This window comes from Cryobacterium sp. LW097 (genome assembly GCF_002205495.2).
GTDB lineage: Bacteria > Actinomycetota > Actinomycetes > Actinomycetales > Microbacteriaceae > Cryobacterium > Cryobacterium zongtaii.
Window position 1 is genome coordinate 3,468,147 of sequence record NZ_CP021992.1, and the last position, 16,292, is coordinate 3,484,438.

The window sequence follows — 16,292 nt, forward strand, 5'->3', positions numbered from 1 at the left end:
TAGGGAAAAGGCTCAGCTGTTACGGGTCTTGCGGCGCAGCACGTCGGCGCCCACCGCGAGGGCGATGACCAGCCCGATGACCACCTGCTGCCAGAACGACGACACGTTGAGCAGGTTGAGTCCGTTGCGGATGACGACGAGCACCAGGGCGCCGATGAAGGTGCCGGAGATCTTGCCGAGCCCGCCGGAGAGGGACGCTCCGCCGATGACGACGGCGGCGATGGCATCAAGTTCGTAGCCGGCGGCGGCCTGCGGCTGGGCGGAGTCGAGCCGGCCGGCCAGGAGCAGTCCGGCCAGCGCGGCGAAGAGGCCGGCGAGGGCGAAGACCGTGACGATGATGCGCTTCACCGGCAGGCCGGAGAGCCGGGCGGCCTCGGCGTTGCCGCCGACGGCGTACATGGAGCGCCCGAGCACGGTGCGGTTGAGGATGAAGGAGGCCACCAGCGCGGCCAGGACCAGGATCACGATGGGCATCGGCACCGGGCCGATGTTGCCGCCGAGGAACGACACCTCAGGGGCGGTCTTGATCGGCCGGCCGTCGGAGATCACCAGGGTGAGGCCGCGGGCCACGCTGAGCATGGCCAGGGTGGCGATGAAGGAGGGCAGCTTGCCGTAGGCGTTCGCGGCGCCGTTGATGACGCCGGCGAGCAGGCCCACGACGAGGCCGCCGACGAGCGCCATCCAGCCGGGCAGGCCGGCGCTGACGAAGAACCAGCCGGAGGCCATGGCCGAGAGGGCCGCGACGGCGCCGACAGACAGGTCGATGCCGCCGGCGACGATGACGAAGGTCATGCCGAAGGCGAGCACCGCCACTGTCGACACCTGGATGCCGATGTTGAGCAGGTTCTGGCCGGTCAGGAAGTCCGGCGTGGCGATGACCAGGGCGATGCAGAGCACCACCAGGCCGACCAGGGCGCCGTTGTTGGCCAGGAAGGTCTTGTAGTCGAAGGAGCGTCGGGTGGGCGCGAGCGTGGTCGTGGACATGGTTTCAGTTCCTTCGGTTTCAGCGCTGCGCGGCGACGTCGCGGGCAGCAAGAGTCATGACGGTGTCTTGGGTGGCATCCGCTGCGCTGAGTTCGCCGGCCAGCCGGCCGTCGCGCATGACGAGGATGCGGTCGCTCATGCCCAGGATCTCGGGCAGTTCGCTGGAGACCATGACGATGGCTCCACCGGCTGCGGTGATCGAGTTCATCAGTTCGTAGATTTCGACCTTGGCGCCCACGTCCACACCGCGGGTCGGTTCGTCCAGCAGCAGCACCGTCGAGGCGGCGATGATCCACCGGCCGAAGACGGCCTTCTGCTGGTTGCCGCCGGAGAGTGAGCGGATCGGCTGGTCGATGGTGTGCATCCGGATGCGCAGCTTCTCGGCCACGGCCTCGGCGCGGCGGCGCTGGCCGGTGAAGTCGGCCAGGCCGAGCTTGGCGCTGGAGGCCAGGGTGGCGTAGCCGAGGTTGTCGTTGACCGAGGCGTCCAGCACCAGGCCCTGGCCCTTGCGGTCTTCGGGCACGTGGCCGATGCCGGCCCGGATGGCCGCCTGGATGTCACCCTTGGGCAGCTGCGCACCGCGTACGGCGACGGAGCCGGTGTCGTATTTGTCGGCGCCGGCGATGGCGCGGATCAGTTCGGTGCGGCCGGCCCCGACGAGCCCCGCGATGCCGAGCACCTCGCCGGCGCGCACGGTGAAGCTGATGTCGTCGAAGTGGCCGGCGCTGGTGAGGTTGGTCACCGTGAGCACCTCGGTGAGCGCGGGAGTCTCGTCGGCGCGGCGCGGGAACTGGTCCTCGATGCTGCGGCCGACCATGAGCTTGACCAGCTCGTCTTCGGGAGTGGAGGCGGGAACCTCGGCGATGAAGTGGCCGTCGCGGATGACGGTGACGGTGTCACCGACCTCGGCGATCTCGTCGAGGTGGTGGCTGATGAAGAGCATGCCGACGCCCCGCTGGCCGAGGTCGGCCATCACGGCGAACAGGGCCTGGGTCTCGTGCCGGGTGAGCGCGGCGGTGGGTTCGTCGAGGATCAGCACACGTGCGTTGATGCTCAGGGCCTTGGCGATCTCCACCAGCTGCTGCCGGGCGATGCCGAGCTGACCGACCGGGGTGTCCACGTCGATCTCGAGGCCGATCAGCGCCAGTGCCGCGCGGGCCTGCCGGCGGAGTTCCTTGCGGTCGACCATGCCGAGCTTGGTGGGCATCCGGCCGAGCATCACGTTCTCGGCCACGCTCATGGTGGCCACGAGGTTGAGTTCCTGGTGGATGGTGGCGATGCCGTGTTCTTCGGCGGCGCGGGTGCTGGGAAGGCTGGTCACGGCGCCGTCGACGAGGATCTGGCCGCCGTCGGGCTGGTAGACGCCGGCGACCATTTTGATCAGGGTGGACTTGCCGGCGCCGTTCTCGCCGAGCAGCACCTGCACCTGGCCGGGGTAGACGCTCACGGTCACGTCCTGGATGACGGTGACCTGACCGAAGGTCTTTGTCACGTTCTGCAAAGTGATCAGGGGTTTCACGGTCATTGCTGGCTCCTTTGCTCAGGCTGTGTCGTGGGGCGGATGGGCGTGGCCGAGGAGGCCCGCACAATCAGTTCGCTGGGTAGCACCACCGACTCCGGGGTGTGCCCGGCGATCACCTGCAACAAAAGGTCAACGGCGATCCGGCCCATGTCTTCGACGCTGTGCGCGATGACGCTCAGCGCCGGGTTGAGCAGTGCGAACCACTCGATGTCGTCGAAGGCGACGAGGGCGATGTCGGTGCCGATTCGCAGACCGAGCCTGTGCAGGATGCTGATGGCGCCGACGGCCATCAGGCTGTCGGCGGCGAGCAGAGCGGTGGGCGGGTTGGTGAGGTCCATCAGGGTGTGCACGCCGGCCGAGCCGCTGGCGGCCTGGTAGTCGCCGAAGTAGACCAGCTCCGGGTCCTGGCTGAGGCCGGCCTCGGCGACGGCGCGGGTGAAGGACGCGAAGCGGTCCCGGCCGGTAGAGGTGGCCTGTGGGCCCGAGATGTAGCCGATCCGGGTGTGGCCCTGTTCAGCGAGGTGCCGCACGGCCTGGCGGATGCCGGTCTCGCTGTCGGTGGTGACGCTGGGCAGGTCGAGGCCGGGAACGGTACGGTCCACGAGCACCGTGGGAATCTCGCGCTCGATCAGGGCGCGCAGCCGGCCGCCGTCGTCGCCGACGGGGGCGACGATCACTCCGTCGACCCGACGGGAGATGAGGGTGTCGAGGTAGCGGTCCTGCTGGTCGTTACGCTCGTTGGCGTTGCCGAGCAGGGTGACGTAGCCGGCCGAGAGGGCGGCCTGTTCGGCGGCGTGCGCGAGGTCGGCGAAGAAGGGGTTGCGCACATCCGGTACCAGCAGGCCGAGGGAGTTGGACCGGGTGGACCGTAGGGCCTGGGCCTGGGCGTTGGGCTGGTAGTCCAACTCGGCGGCCGCGGCGGCGACGCGTTCGCGGGTGTCGGCCGAGGTGGCCGGGTTGCCCGACAGGACCCTGGAGGCCGTGCCCACCGAGACGCCAGCGAGGGCGGCGACGTCCTTGATCGTTACGGCTTCCACAGCCACTCCCTTGTGTGTGCGTGCTTGGTATTGCTGATGACTCCGGCGACCCGTGGAATCGTTTCCATGGAATCGTTTCCATCGTACGTCGCGGAACAAGACGTGTCAACCGGGCCGGCTGATCCGACCCGGGTGGACTGCGCAGATCCGGTCAGCGGCGCCCGACGAAGGTGTCCATCGAGCTGTACACGCCGAAGACCCGGCCGGCCACGACATCCCAGGCCGCCAGCGGCAGCACGCCGCGCAGTTTCTTGGAGAAGCCGACGGTCCACGGCATCAGCAGCTGGGGCGAGCCTGCGAGCATCGCCCGCCAGACCCGGTTGACCACGTACTCCGGGGTCATCACGGGGGTCAACAACGGGCCGCGGGCGCCGTCGAACATGCCCGTGGAGATGTAGCTGGGCGCGATGGTGCTCACCCGCACGTGGTCGAAGCCCTGCTGGGCGAGCTCGAGGCGCAGCGAATCGCTCCAGGTGATCACGGCGGCCTTGGAGGCCGCGTAGACGCTCATTCGCGGGTTGGAGAGCATCCCGGCGGCGGAGGCGATGTTGACGATGCGCGATTCGCGGTACGGGTTGCGCATCATGGCGGGCAGGAACTCCCGGGTGATGTACATCGGGGCCAGGGCGTTCACCTGCATCGTGGCGCGGGTGTCGTCGCCGTTGTCGTGCTCCCAGAAGAACGACCCGCGCACGATGCCGGCGTTGTTGATCACGATGTCGGGGTTGCCCACCTCGGTGCGCACCCGCTGGGCGGTCTGCGCGATCGCGCCGAGGTCGGCGATGTCGACGACGTATGGGGCGATCTGGGTGCTGCCGCCGGCACGTTCGGTGAGGATGGCGGCGGTCGCCGTGAGCGCGGCGGCGTCCCGGTCCCACAGGATCACGGCCCGTGCGCCCTCGGCGACGGCCCGCTCGGCGTAGAGGCGGCCCATGCCCATGGCGGCGCCGGTGATCAGCACGCGGGCTCCGGAAACGGTTCGAGTCATGGGTCAATCATCCCAACTCCTGGGCGTGAAGGCCGGCGTCCTCGCCCGCGCGCCCGACACCCGATTACTACGTTGCGTTGCAGAGGGGCGTGCGCCGGCCCGGCCGGCTGGATAGCGTCGAGAAAACGTCGACCTCCCAACCGATCGGACGCCCATGTCTGCCAGCACCGCCACGAGCACCGCCGCCCGCCGCGCCGCGGGGCTCGGCGGCGTGTCGGAGCGCGACCGGACCGTCCGGCCGGCGACCACCAAGGCGGCCCTCGCCGTGGAGTTCGCCGGGCTGGGGCGCACCTTCGCGCCGAGCAGCGGCACCGTGGCATCCGGTGCCGCCCGCCCGGTGCTGCGCGACGTGTCGCTCACCGTGCGTCCCGGCGAGGTCCTCGCGATCCTCGGCACCAGCGGCTGCGGCAAGTCCACCCTGCTGCGCATCGCGGGCGGGCTGGACTCCCCCAGCACCGGCTCGGTGCAGATCGACGGCACGCCAAGCACCGCCTTCGACACCCGCTTCGCGGTGGGGTTCCAGGAGCCGCGCCTGCTGCCCTGGCGCACGGTGGCGGCCAATGTGTCCCTCGGCCTGCCGCGCGGCACCGCACGCGAGGCCGGCCGCGCCCGCGTCGCCGAGCTGCTCGAACTCGTGGGCCTCACGGTCTTCGCCGGGCACCGGCCCGCCGCGATCTCCGGCGGCATGGCGCAGCGCGCGTCGCTGGCCCGCGCCCTGGCCCGCAACCCCGGCGTACTGCTGCTCGACGAACCCTTCGGCGCACTGGATGCCCTCACCCGGCTCAAGATGCAGGACCTCCTACTCGACGTGCACGCCGCCGCCCCCACCACGGTGCTGCTCGTCACCCACGACGTCGACGAGGCTCTGCAGCTGGCCGACCGGATCATCCTGCTCGGCCAGGAGCCGGCCACGACGGGTGCCGCACAGGCCGTCGGCGGCGCCACGACACCCGGTGCCACGATCGTGCAGGAACTCACCGTGCCCGGCAACCGGCCCCGCGACCGCGGCTCGGCGGAACTCGCCGAGCTGCGCGGGCGCCTCCTCGCGGGCCTCGGCATCGACCGGCACGGCGAGGCCCGAGGTGTCGCCTCGAACACCGGCATCCCGCACTTCCCCTACTGACCAGCCCGACCCCCTCCACGTTCCACCGCACCACATCCACAGCATGGATGCCCGTTCCCCGCCCGCACCCAACGAGAGACTCGCCATGAAGAAACGCTTCACCGCCACCGCCCTGATCGCCTCCGCCGCGGCCGCCGCCCTGCTGCTCACCGGCTGCGTCGCCGGTGAGAACCAGCCCGCCGCCGAGGCAGCCGTCAGCACCGACGACGACGCCGGCATCGTCACCCAGGGCGGCGAGCTCAACATCGACTTCGCCACCTACAACCCGCTCAGCCTGGTGATCAAGGAGAAGGGTTGGCTCGAAGAGGCCCTCGCCGACCAGGAGATCACCGTCAACTGGGTGCAGTCCGCCGGTTCGAACAAGGCCAACGAGGCCCTCCGCGCCAACGCCATCGACGTGGGCTCCACGGCCGGCTCCGCCGCGCTGCTGCACCGCTCGAACGGCTCGCCCATCCAGGTCATCGACATCTACTCGCAGCCCGAATGGGCCGCCCTCGTCGTCCCGGACGGCTCCGAGATCACCTCCGTCGCAGACCTCAAGGGCAAGCAGATCGCCGCCACCCAGGGCACCGACCCGTACTTCTTCCTGCTGCAGGCGCTCGAAGAGGCCGGCCTCGGCCTGGACGACGTCACCGTGCAGAACCTGCAGCACGCCGACGGCTGGGCCGCCCTGCAGAACGGCTCGGTCGAAGCCTGGGCCGGACTCGACCCGATCATGGCCGGTGCCGAAGCCGCCGGTGCGGAGCTCATCTACCGCAACGTCGACTTCAACAGCTACGGCTTCCTCAACGCCACCGAGGCCTTCATCACCGAGAAGCCGGATGTGGCCCAGACCGTCGTCGACGTCTACGAGCACGCCCGCGCCTGGGCGCTGGCGAACGAGGAGGAGACCGCACAGATCCTCGCCGACGTCGCCGGACTCGACCTCGCGGTCGCCACGAAGGTCATCACCGAACGCTCCAACCTCGACGTCGACAACGTCCCCGGCGACGCCCAGATCGACGTCCTCACCACGATCGGCCCGATCTTCGTCGAGACCGGCGACGTGCTCGAGCAGAGCCAGGTCGACGACGCCCTCGACAGCATCGTGAACGACACCTTCGCCACGAAGGCCGACCCGACGATCATCGAGTAGCCCGGTGGATGCCGCGCCGGCCGCACGCAGGCCGCCGCGGCGTCCGCCTCACCGCCTCGGTTTCACCGCCACACCCATCCCGCACGAAAGGCCACCGATGACCGAGACCCTCGCCCCGGACACGGCGCCCGTCGTGCGCCGGCCGTTGACGTCGCGGCGGAGCGCACGCATCCTCGGCGGGCTGCTCCTGCCGGTGCTGATCCTGATCCTGTGGCAACTCAGCACCGCCCTCGGCCTGGTCACGGTGTCCCAACTGCCGTCTCCGGCCATGGTCTGGATCGCCACCGTCGACCTCTTCGACCGCGGCGAACTCACCCTCTACGTGGCCATCTCCACCCAGCGAGTCCTCATCGGGTTCGCCATCGGCGCCGCGCTGGGCCTGGCCGCCGGGTCGCTGGTGGGGCTCTCCCGCGCCGCCGATGTGCTCTTCGCGCCCACCCTCGGCGCCATCCGGGCCGTGCCGTCGCTGGCCTGGGTGCCGCTGCTGATCATCTGGCTGAAGTACGGCGAGGAATCCAAGATCGTTCTCGTCGCCATCGGCGCCTTCTTCCCGGTCTACACCACGGTCGCGCAGGCATTGCGGCACGTGGACCGCCAGCTCGTGGAGGCCGGCCGCGCCTTCGGGTTGCGCGGGGTGCGGCTGTTCACCGCCGTGCAGCTGCCCGCCGTGATCCCGTCGGTGATCTCCGGGCTGCGGCTCGCGCTGGCCCAGGCCTGGCTGTTCCTGGTGGCCGCGGAGTTGCTCGGCGCGTCGATGGGGCTGGGCTATCTGCTCTCCATCTCGGGCACGAACGGCCGCATCGACCGCATCCTGCTCGCCATCATCCTGCTCGCTCTGCTCGGCAAGCTCACCGACGCCATCCTGGGCGTGTTCGAAAAGTGGGCCATCACCAAGTGGGCCTGACCGGCGCCCGCGGCACGCGTCAGGCGCCGCGGCACGCGGCAGGCGCCGCGGCACGCATCAGGCGCCGCGGCACGCGGTAGAGCCTGTGCCGCCGCGACGAAGACCTGCCCCGAGCGGCCACCCGCCCGGCCGCGCAGGTTACGCCGCATTGCGCCGCTGCCTGCAATGGATGCCCGCGCTGCGTAGCGTCGAAAGCGCCCGATAGTCCGCCATCAGAACCAGCCGCCGGAGTGTGCCCATGCCGAACCTCGACACCAGCACCAGCACTCACGCCAACACGGACACCCACCCCCCGGCCACCCGCGCTGCCACCGCGGACTGGACCGACACCAGCGCCACCATCCGCAACCTCTCCACCGAGCACCGCCGCTACCCGGCGCCGGCCGCGTTCGCCGCGCGGGCCAATGTCGACGCCTCCTGGTACGAAAAAGCCGCAGCCGACCCGGTCGCCTTCTGGACCGAGCAGGCCAAGCGCCTGGACTGGGCCGAGCCCTGGCACACCGACCACACCTGGCAGCCGCCCGCCCCGGATGCCGACGGCGTCTTGAGCGTGCCGCGAGCGGAGTGGTTCGCCGGCGGAAAACTGAACGTGGCGGTGAACTGCGTCGACCGGCACGTGGCCGCCGGCCGCGGCGACAAGGTCGCGTTCCACTTCGAGGGCGAACCCGGCGACCGGCGCACCCTCACCTACGCCGACCTCGAAAGAGAGGTCGCCCGCGCCGCGAACGCGCTCACCGCCCTCGGCATCGAAAAGGGCGACAGGGTCGTCATCTACCTTCCGGTGATCCCCGAGACGATCATCATCACCCTCGCGGTCGCCCGCCTCGGCGCCATCCACTCCCTGGTGTTCGGCGGCTTTTCGGCCGAGGCACTGCGCTTCCGGGTGGAGGACACCGGCGCCAAGCTGCTCGTCACCACCGACGGCCAGTTCCGCCGCGGCCAGGCCGTGCCGGTGAAGGAAGCCGCCGACGAAGCCGTGTCGGGCACGAACCAGATCGAGCACGTGCTCGTGGTGCGCCGCACCGGCGACCTGACCCCGGACACCCCCTGGACGACCGGTCGCGACGTGTGGTGGCACGACACCGTCGACACGGCGTCCGCCACCCATGAGCCGGAGTTCTTCGACGCCGAGACGCCGCTGTTCATCATCTACACCTCGGGCACCACCGGCAAGCCGAAGGGCCTGGTGCACACCAGCGGCGGTTACCTCACCCACGCGTCCTGGAGCCACTGGGCCGTCTTCGACGCCAAGGACGACGACGTGCACTGGTGCACCGCCGACCTCGCCTGGGTCACCGCGCACAGCTACGTGCACTACGGCCCGCTCTCCAACGGCACCACCTCGGTGATCTACGAGGGCACCCCGAACACTCCGCACCCCGGCCGGCACTTCGAGATCATCCAGCGCTACGGCGTCACCACCTATTACACGGCGCCCACGCTGATCCGCACGTTCATGACCTGGTTCCCCACTGGATTGCCGAGCGAACACGATCTGTCCAGCATCCGTCTGCTCGGCTCGGTCGGCGAGGCGATCAACCCCGAGGCCTGGGTGTGGTTCCGGGAGAACATCGGCGCCGGCCACGCCCCGATCGTGGACACCTGGTGGCAGTCAGAGACCGGCGCCGCCGTGATGGCGCCGCTGCCCGGGGTGAGCACGCTCAAGCCCGGTTCGGCCCTGCGCGCCCTGCCGGGCCTGAGCGCCCTGGTGGTGGATGACGCGGGTCAGCCGGTTCCGCACGGCACCGGCGGCTATCTGGTGCTGGCCGGCACCTGGCCGGGCATGGCCCGCACGGTGTGGGGCAACCCGGAGCGCTACCGCGACTCCTACTGGGCACGGTTCGCCGAGCAGGGCTACTTCTTCTCCGGCGACGGCGCGAAGTACGACGATGACGGCGACATCTGGCTGCTCGGCCGGGTCGACGACGTGATCAACGTGTCAGGGCACCGGCTGTCCACCATCGAGATCGAGTCGGCACTGGTGTCGCACCCGGCGGTCGGCGAGTCCGGCGTGGTGGGCGTGACCGATGCCACCACGGGCGAGGGCATCGCCGCGTTCGTGATTCCCGCGGTGGCCCCGGCAACGGATGACCCGGCCGCCTGGCTGGCGCTGGCGGCCGAGCTGGCCCCGCAGTTGCGGGCGCACATCACCCACGAGATCGGCGCGGTGGCCAAGCCCCGGGACGTGTTCCTGGTGCCCGACCTGCCCAAGACCCGCTCCGGCAAGATCATGCGCCGGCTGCTCGGCGACATCGTCGACGGCCGCCCGCTCGGCGACGTCACCTCGCTGCAGGACGACACCGTGCCCGGCCGCATCCAGTCGATCGTGGCCGCCGCCCGCGCCGAGCCATCATCCCGCGAAAGCGGTCGTGTGGCTGCCACCCCCGCCGAGGCAGCACCACGGCCGCTCTCGCGGGCAGCACCGCTCGCGCGGGTCAGGGGCGGGCGGCCGCCGCGAGCACCTGGCGAACGGTGTCGGGGTGGCTGAGGATGCGGAAGTGCCCGCCGGTGTCGATTCGCACGTTCTCGGCGCCCGTCAGGATGCTGCCATCCGGGATGTGCGGATCGAACCGCCCGAACACCGACACGATCCGGTCGTTCAGCCGGGCATCGGCGCCGAGGGCGGCGAGCTGCGGGTCGGTGCCGGCGAACGCGCGCAGGCTGGGAGTGGGCATGTACCTGGCGTATCGCGAGCCGGAGAACGGGGTGCTCACCGCCACCATCCGCTCGACACGATCGTCGGGGTCAAGCTGCGTCATCAGGTACTTGCCGATCAGGCCGCCCTTGCTGTGCGCCACGATGACCAGGCGGTTCAGCTCGCGATCACGCAGGTACTCGGCCACGATCTCGGCCGACGGCACCACCGGCCGCCGGTTGGTGTGCAGCGGCGTCACCACGTGCACCGGATGCCCGGCGTCATGCAGCGCCTGGATCAGCGGCCGCATGAAGTGCCAGCTCTCGTAGATCCCCGGGATGATCAGCACCGGCGCCGCCTCGCCCGAGGCGTAGTCGTCGGGGTGCGTGCGGGCGAGGGCACCACGCACCTGGGCGAGAACGGCGTACCGGTAGTCCAGCAGCCAGGAGCCGGCGTTCCGCAGGCCGACGCAGAGCAGGCCCCGCGCCGACCGACCAGGCTTGCGGGTCATGGCGTGACTGGCTCACCATCAGGAGCGGCCGTGCGGGCGTACTCCCGGATGCCGGCCGCCGTGTCGACCGCGGCGCTGAAGTGCACGAGGTGGCGGCCGGGCAGCTCGAGCAGCTTCCCGCGTGTAGCCTGCGCGGCGAGGTGCACGCCCCAGTCGTGGCGTGACACCGGGTCGTCCTCTCCCCGGATCACCAGGGTCGGCGCGTACACCTCCCGCAGCCGCAGGTCGGTGCGGTAGGCGAGCATCGGCCGCAGGGTGGCGAGGTACCAGCGCGGACCGCACAGAAGGTAGTCGCGCACCACGATCATGGTGCCGTTGACAGGTTCCTTCAGGGTGTCCCGGCCGAGGGCAAGAGCCTGGCGCAGCGCCGAAGATCGGGTGGGGTCGGTGACACCACCGATCAAGACGAGGTGGGCGACCACTGTCGGGTGGCGCACGGCCGTCTCGGTCACGAACTGGGCGCCCATCGAATGCCCGACCAGTACGACGGGCCGCCCGCTCAGCATCGGCAGCAACTCGCCGAGGTAGTCGGCGTACTGCTCGATCGACACCCCGTCCGCGGGCTTGGGCGAGCGGCCGAAGCCCGGCAGGTCCACCGAGTGCACCGCGCCCGTGGCGGCCAGCTCGGCGTGCATCCGGTCGAAGTAACGGTGCGACATGCCGATGCCGTGCACCAGGACGAACACCGGCGCATCCGGCGCTTCCGGACCCGGTGTCGAGCGCACAGTGACGGATGCGCCGCTCTCCGGCAGCAGCAGCTCACGCACGCGACCGTCTCCGCTTGCTCGACGTGGTCGTCGTGGGGACCTGCGGGTCATCGGGAGCATCGGTCACTCCTGCGGAACGCGCACGCGCAGGCCGCCGGGCAGCACCCGCGCCTTGAACGCCGTGGCGGTGCCGAAACCGTCGCCGTCGAGTTCGATCTCCTCGGGGTGGCTGAGCTTCACGGTGATCTGGCGGCCCTTGACGTAGTTGAGGGCCTCGACCTCCTTGGTCATCATGCGCCGGCCGAGCGGCGTGCGGCGCAGCACGCCGTTCTCCCACAAGACCTTGACGACGATCTGCACCCAGTGTACGAAGCCCTCCGGGCGCAGCATCAGCATCTCGAACTGCCCGTCGTCGATGACGGCCTCCGGCAGCAGCAGCACGTTGGCGGTGAGGGTACCGGTGTTGCCCACGATCACGGTGTGCGCGCGCACCGACTTGGTGGGGCCGCCGTCGAGGCTGTAGCGCAGGCGCAACTGGTTGCGGTCACGCAGGGCCGTGATGATCGCGCCCACATAGGCGAGCCAGCCGATCTTGGCCTTGAGCTCGTCGTTGGTGCTGGCGAGCATCTTGGCGTCCAGGCCCAGGCCGGCCATCACGAGGAACGCGTGCTTGCTGACGCTGTCGTCCTCGTGCCGGATCTCGATCCGGGCGATGTCGACCTTGCGGTCCTTGCCGCTGAAGGCCGTGCCGATCGAGTGTTCGAGGTTGTCGAGCGTGAGGTTGAGGTTGCGGGCCAGGAGGTTACCGGTGCCGGACGGCAGCAGGGCCAACGCCGCGTCACTGCCGTGCACGACCTCGGCCACCGCACGCACGGTGCCGTCGCCGCCGGCGGCGATCACCATGGTGGCGCCGGCATCGATCGCGGCCTGGGCTGCGCCCTGCCCCGGGTCTTCCTTGGAGGTTTCGAACCAGAGGGTCTCCCCCCAGCCGGCCTTGGCCTCTTCGGCGGCGACGGCGCGTTTGATGTCGTCGAGGTTCACCTTGATGGGGTTGTAAACCACGGCGGCCAGTCCGGCTGCGCTCTCCCGGGCGGGCGCGGCATCCGCGGTCGCGGTCTTGTCGTCGATCGGGTCGTCGGTCGGAATGTCGGTCGGGATGTCGGACGGTGTCGACATGCGCGCTCTCCTCAGGCAGATGAGCGGATGATTCCGCTCGGGTGAATCCCGCGGCAGCCGGCAGGCTCAGCGTGCGGGTGCACCAACGCTACACGCCTCGCTTGGGAAGGGTTCTGTGAGCCGCGCCGCGCCTGGCACCCGATCGCTGGGATGATGGAGGGGTGACTGCTGCCTCCCAGACTCCGCTGCCGGCCTCTACCCGCTCGCGGCGGGCCTCCCGGTTGGCCTGGCCCGCCTTCGGCATCGCCCTGCTGGTGATCCTCATCGACCAGGCCTCCAAGTGGTGGGCCGAGGCCGAACTCGCCGATGGCAGGGTCATTCCGGTGATCGGGGACATCATCCGTTTTGTGCTCGTCTACAACCCCGGCGCCGCATTCTCGATCGGCTCCGACTTCACCTGGGTGTTCGCGGTGCTCGCCGCCGGCGCCGTGGTGTGGATCACCATGCTCACCTGGCGGGTCGAGTCCCGCGGCTGGATGGTCGCCCTCGGCCTGCTGCTCGGCGGTGCCACCACCCACCTCGGTGACCGGCTCTTCCGCGAGCCCGGCTTCGCCCGCGGCCACGTGGTGGACTTCATCGGCTACGGCAACCTGTTCATCGGCAACGTCGCCGACATCGCGATCTTCGCCGGCGCAATCATGCTGGCGATCCTCACCGTGATGGGCGTGCACCTGCGCCGCCCGGATGCGGAGCCCGCCGAGGCCGGCGCCGCTGCCTCCACCAGTTCCTCCACACCGGAGGACCCCGACACCAGGCTGTAAGTCGACCCGGGCGATGCTACCGTCTGAGGCATGGACACGATGATGCTCGAAGGGGTGACCTTGCTGGCCGACGACGTGGCCGGCATGGCCGACTTCTACGAGCATGCGCTCGGGTTCGAGGTGACCGTGCGAGAGCCGGACTACGTGGCGCTCGGCGGCCCCATCGGGGTGCGGCTCGCCATCTTCCGGCGCGCCGGCATGGGAGCGCACACCCACGACCATCCGTCGTTCGTGGCGCCGCGAAGCGGCCAGGCCGTGGAGCTGAACTTCCAGTGCGGCACCCCGAACCAGGTGCGCACCCGGTTCGCCGAGCTCGTCGAGCGTGGAGCGGTGGCCATCGCCGCACCAGCGGAGCGCGACTGGGGGCACCTGACCGGCTTCTTCGCCGACCCCGAGGGCAACATCCATTCACTGTTCGCGGTGCTGCCAGCCTGACGCCGTTTCCGCGGCCGCGCCGCCGCCACCCCTAGGCTGGGCCCATGCGCTTCGGACTCTTCATTCCCCAGGGCTGGCGTCACGACCTCGTCGGCATCGACCCCGCCCAGCAGTGGGCCACCATGAGCGGCCTCGCCGCGCACGCGGATGCCGGCGCCTGGGAATCGATCTGGGTGTACGACCACTTCCACACGGTTCCGGTGCCCAGCGAGGAGGCCACCCACGAGGCGTGGACCCTGATGAGCGCCTTCGCCGCCACCACCAGTCGGGTGCGGCTCGGCCAGATGTGCACCTGCATGAGCTACCGCAACCCCGCGTACCTGGCCAAGGTGGCCTCCACGATCGACATCATCTCCGGCGGCCGCGTCGAGATGGGCATCGGCGCCGGCTGGTACGAGCACGAGTGGCGTGCGTACGGTTACGGCTTCCCGCGTGCCGGCGAACGCCTCTCCCGTCTCGATGAGGGTGTGCAGATCATGCAGCAGGCCTGGACCACCGGCACCGCCACCCTCGACGGCGAGCACTACCAGGTGGACGGCGCCATCGTGCGGCCGTTGCCGCTGCAGGAGGGCGGCATCCCGATCTGGATCGCCGGCGGCGGCGAGAAGGTCACCCTGCGCATCGCGGCGCAGTACGCGAACTACACCAACTTCGACGGCACCCCAGAGGGCTTCACGCACAAGAGCGACCTGCTGCGCGAGCACTGCGCCACCCTCGGCACCGACTTCGACGCCATCGTGCGCTCGGCCAATTACAACACCGTGATCGGCCGCGACGAGGCCGAGGTCGCCGAACGGCTGGATGCCATCGAGGCCCGGGTCACCCCGTATCTCGGCGTCGAGGGCGCGGCGAGCTTCATGGCCGAGTACCGCAGCGGCGAGGCGCAGGGCGTGGGCACGCCCGAGCAGATCGTGGAGCGCCTGAACGGCATGAAGCAGCGCGGCCTCGGCTACGCGATCCACTACTTCCCCGAGGCGGCCTACGACAGGTCCGGCCTGGAGCTGTTCGAGCGCGAGGTCATGCCGGCCCTGCTGTAGCGCTCGCCCGTCGCCCGCCCGCCCCTTCTCGGTGTCGGGCGGCGACGGATGCGATAATCGAACAGGTCGCGACAGCCTGCCAGGGCTGGTTCCGACCGAGAGTCCCGCGTGCACGACTCGGGCGGATACGAAACCCAGCGGCACAAGATCGGACACCATGTCCAGCACGAACACCCCCGACGGCGCCCAGAGCACCGAATCGGGAAGCATCAACACCCCCGCAGACATCCACTGGCGTGACGGCGACACCGAGCACACCGCCCGCTGGCACTCCGAGGGCGGCTGGCCGGCCCCCAAGCGTGTGGTCGTCGTCGACGACACCCTCACCGCGGATGCCGCGTACAGGCTGGCGAAGTCCGGCACCGGCCTGCTCTGGCAGGGCGACTTCCAGAACGCCCGGCAGTTGCTCACGGCGATGGCCCGTCGCGTTGACCGGCACCGACGCACTCCCAGCGACTCGCTCAAGGCCGCGTTCGAGGTGGGCCGCACCGAGGCCATGCGCCGCGCCCGGCTGTTGGGCCTGGTGCTCGTGTCCCTCGACGCCGACCACACCCTGAGCCTCCGCCGCGCCCCCGACGTGCGTCAGGCCTGCGATGAGGCGTACGGCCCCAGCACCACCGCGTCGGTCACCTCGCTCCGCGAACTGCTCGGCGTGATCGGCGCGCACGAGTGGCGCGTCAAGGGTGTGCCGGTCGCGGCGCTCGGTGCGAGCATCCACCCGCACTACGGCGTCTTCTCGCCGGTCCGCGGCGAATACCTCGACCTCGTCGCCACCGCTCCGCTGCCCGCGACAGGGTCGGCGTTCGACATCGGCACCGGCTCCGGCGTCATCGCCGCGATCCTGGCCCGCCGCGGCATCGACAAAGTGGTGGCCACCGACACGTCGGCGCGCGCGCTGGCCTGCGCCGGAGAGAACCTGAAACGCCTGGGCCTGGGCGACCGGGTCGACGTTCTCGACGCCGATCTGTTCCCGGCGGGTCGGGCCGACCTTGTGGTCTGCAACCCGCCCTGGCTGCCGGCCTCGGCCGCGACGAGCACCGACGCCGCCGTCTACGACCCCGACAGCAGCATGTTGCGCGGCTTCCTGGCCGGGCTCGCCGGGCACCTCACCGATGGCGGCGAGGGCTGGCTGATCCTCTCCAACCTGGCCGAGCTGCTCGGGCTGCGCTCCCGCGGCGCGCTGCTCGACCTCATCGACGACGCCGGCCTCACGGTGATCGCGCGCCTCGACACCCGCCCCACCCATCACAAGGTCGCCGACACGACCGACCCCCTGCATGCGGCCAGGGCCGCCGAGGTCACCTCGCTCTGGCGGTTGCGCCGGGCCTGATCCGCTC

The 16,292-nt window shown here is 70.3% G+C and carries 15 protein-coding genes; 8 read left to right on the forward strand and 7 right to left on the reverse strand.

Annotated elements, in window-relative coordinates; translation table 11 throughout:
- Positions 1-12: 12 nt before the first annotated feature.
- From B7495_RS16215 to B7495_RS16230, 4 genes are all read right to left on the reverse strand, one after another.
- Positions 13-984, reverse strand: a complete 972-nt coding sequence (locus B7495_RS16215; protein WP_088457492.1) for an ABC transporter permease — start codon at positions 982-984, stop codon at positions 13-15.
- A gap of 19 nt (positions 985-1,003) precedes the next feature.
- Positions 1,004-2,509 (reverse strand): sugar ABC transporter ATP-binding protein, encoded by a 1,506-nt coding sequence (locus B7495_RS16220; RefSeq protein ID WP_088457493.1) that lies wholly within the window; start codon positions 2,507-2,509, stop codon positions 1,004-1,006.
- A complete protein-coding gene (locus B7495_RS16225) occupies positions 2,506-3,543 on the reverse strand; it encodes a LacI family DNA-binding transcriptional regulator (RefSeq protein WP_088458152.1) in 1,038 nt (345 codons plus the stop codon). Before B7495_RS16225 ends, B7495_RS16220 begins: the two co-directional genes overlap by 4 nt.
- 151 nt (positions 3,544-3,694) lie before the next feature.
- The gene (locus B7495_RS16230; RefSeq protein WP_088457494.1) at positions 3,695-4,531 is read right to left on the reverse strand and encodes an SDR family NAD(P)-dependent oxidoreductase; all 837 of its coding nucleotides are present in this window, start codon (positions 4,529-4,531) and stop codon (positions 3,695-3,697) included.
- A 154-nt stretch (positions 4,532-4,685) separates the two neighbouring features.
- Between B7495_RS16230 and B7495_RS16235 the strand changes: the two genes are divergently transcribed.
- The 4 genes from B7495_RS16235 to acs all read left to right on the forward strand — a co-directional run bounded on the left by B7495_RS16235 (position 4,686) and on the right by acs (position 10,181).
- Positions 4,686-5,654 (forward strand): ABC transporter ATP-binding protein, encoded by a 969-nt coding sequence (locus B7495_RS16235; RefSeq protein ID WP_088457495.1) that lies wholly within the window; start codon positions 4,686-4,688, stop codon positions 5,652-5,654.
- Positions 5,655-5,739: 85 nt separating this feature from the next.
- Positions 5,740-6,789, forward strand: a complete 1,050-nt coding sequence (locus tag B7495_RS16240) for an aliphatic sulfonate ABC transporter substrate-binding protein (RefSeq protein WP_088457496.1) — start codon at positions 5,740-5,742, stop codon at positions 6,787-6,789.
- Positions 6,790-6,886: 97 nt separating this feature from the next.
- Positions 6,887-7,693, forward strand: coding sequence for an ABC transporter permease (locus B7495_RS16245; protein WP_088457497.1), 807 nt, complete (start codon positions 6,887-6,889; stop codon positions 7,691-7,693).
- Between the two features lie 238 nt (positions 7,694-7,931).
- A complete protein-coding gene (gene acs, locus B7495_RS16250; RefSeq protein ID WP_088457498.1) occupies positions 7,932-10,181 on the forward strand; it encodes an acetate--CoA ligase in 2,250 nt (749 codons plus the stop codon).
- On the opposite strand, the gene B7495_RS16255 is transcribed toward acs, so the two are convergent.
- From B7495_RS16255 to B7495_RS16265, 3 genes are all read right to left on the reverse strand, one after another.
- Positions 10,129-10,839: a triacylglycerol lipase gene (locus B7495_RS16255; protein ID WP_088457499.1), complete on the reverse strand. Its 711-nt coding sequence runs from the start codon at positions 10,837-10,839 to the stop codon at positions 10,129-10,131. The genes acs and B7495_RS16255 overlap by 53 nt on opposite strands.
- The gene (locus B7495_RS16260; protein ID WP_165787991.1) at positions 10,836-11,606 is read right to left on the reverse strand and encodes an alpha/beta fold hydrolase; all 771 of its coding nucleotides are present in this window, start codon (positions 11,604-11,606) and stop codon (positions 10,836-10,838) included. Before B7495_RS16260 ends, B7495_RS16255 begins: the two co-directional genes overlap by 4 nt.
- Before the next feature lie 63 nt (positions 11,607-11,669).
- Complete coding sequence (locus B7495_RS16265; RefSeq protein ID WP_088457501.1) at positions 11,670-12,722, reverse strand: diacylglycerol kinase family protein; 1,053 nt, start codon at positions 12,720-12,722, stop codon at positions 11,670-11,672.
- 161 nt (positions 12,723-12,883) lie between these two features.
- Between B7495_RS16265 and B7495_RS16270 the strand changes: the two genes are divergently transcribed.
- The 4 genes from B7495_RS16270 (at position 12,884) to B7495_RS16285 (ending at position 16,285) form a co-directional block, all read left to right on the forward strand.
- On the forward strand, positions 12,884-13,483 hold the full coding sequence (locus B7495_RS16270) for a signal peptidase II (protein WP_240632286.1): 600 nt from the start codon (positions 12,884-12,886) through the stop codon (positions 13,481-13,483).
- A gap of 30 nt (positions 13,484-13,513) precedes the next feature.
- On the forward strand, positions 13,514-13,918 hold the full coding sequence (locus tag B7495_RS16275; protein ID WP_088457502.1) for a VOC family protein: 405 nt from the start codon (positions 13,514-13,516) through the stop codon (positions 13,916-13,918).
- Positions 13,919-13,962: 44 nt separating this feature from the next.
- Positions 13,963-14,955, forward strand: a complete 993-nt coding sequence (locus B7495_RS16280; RefSeq protein ID WP_088457503.1) for an LLM class F420-dependent oxidoreductase — start codon at positions 13,963-13,965, stop codon at positions 14,953-14,955.
- Positions 14,956-15,112: 157 nt separating this feature from the next.
- Positions 15,113-16,285, forward strand: a complete 1,173-nt coding sequence (locus B7495_RS16285) for a class I SAM-dependent methyltransferase (protein WP_088457504.1) — start codon at positions 15,113-15,115, stop codon at positions 16,283-16,285.
- Positions 16,286-16,292 lie beyond the last annotated feature (7 nt).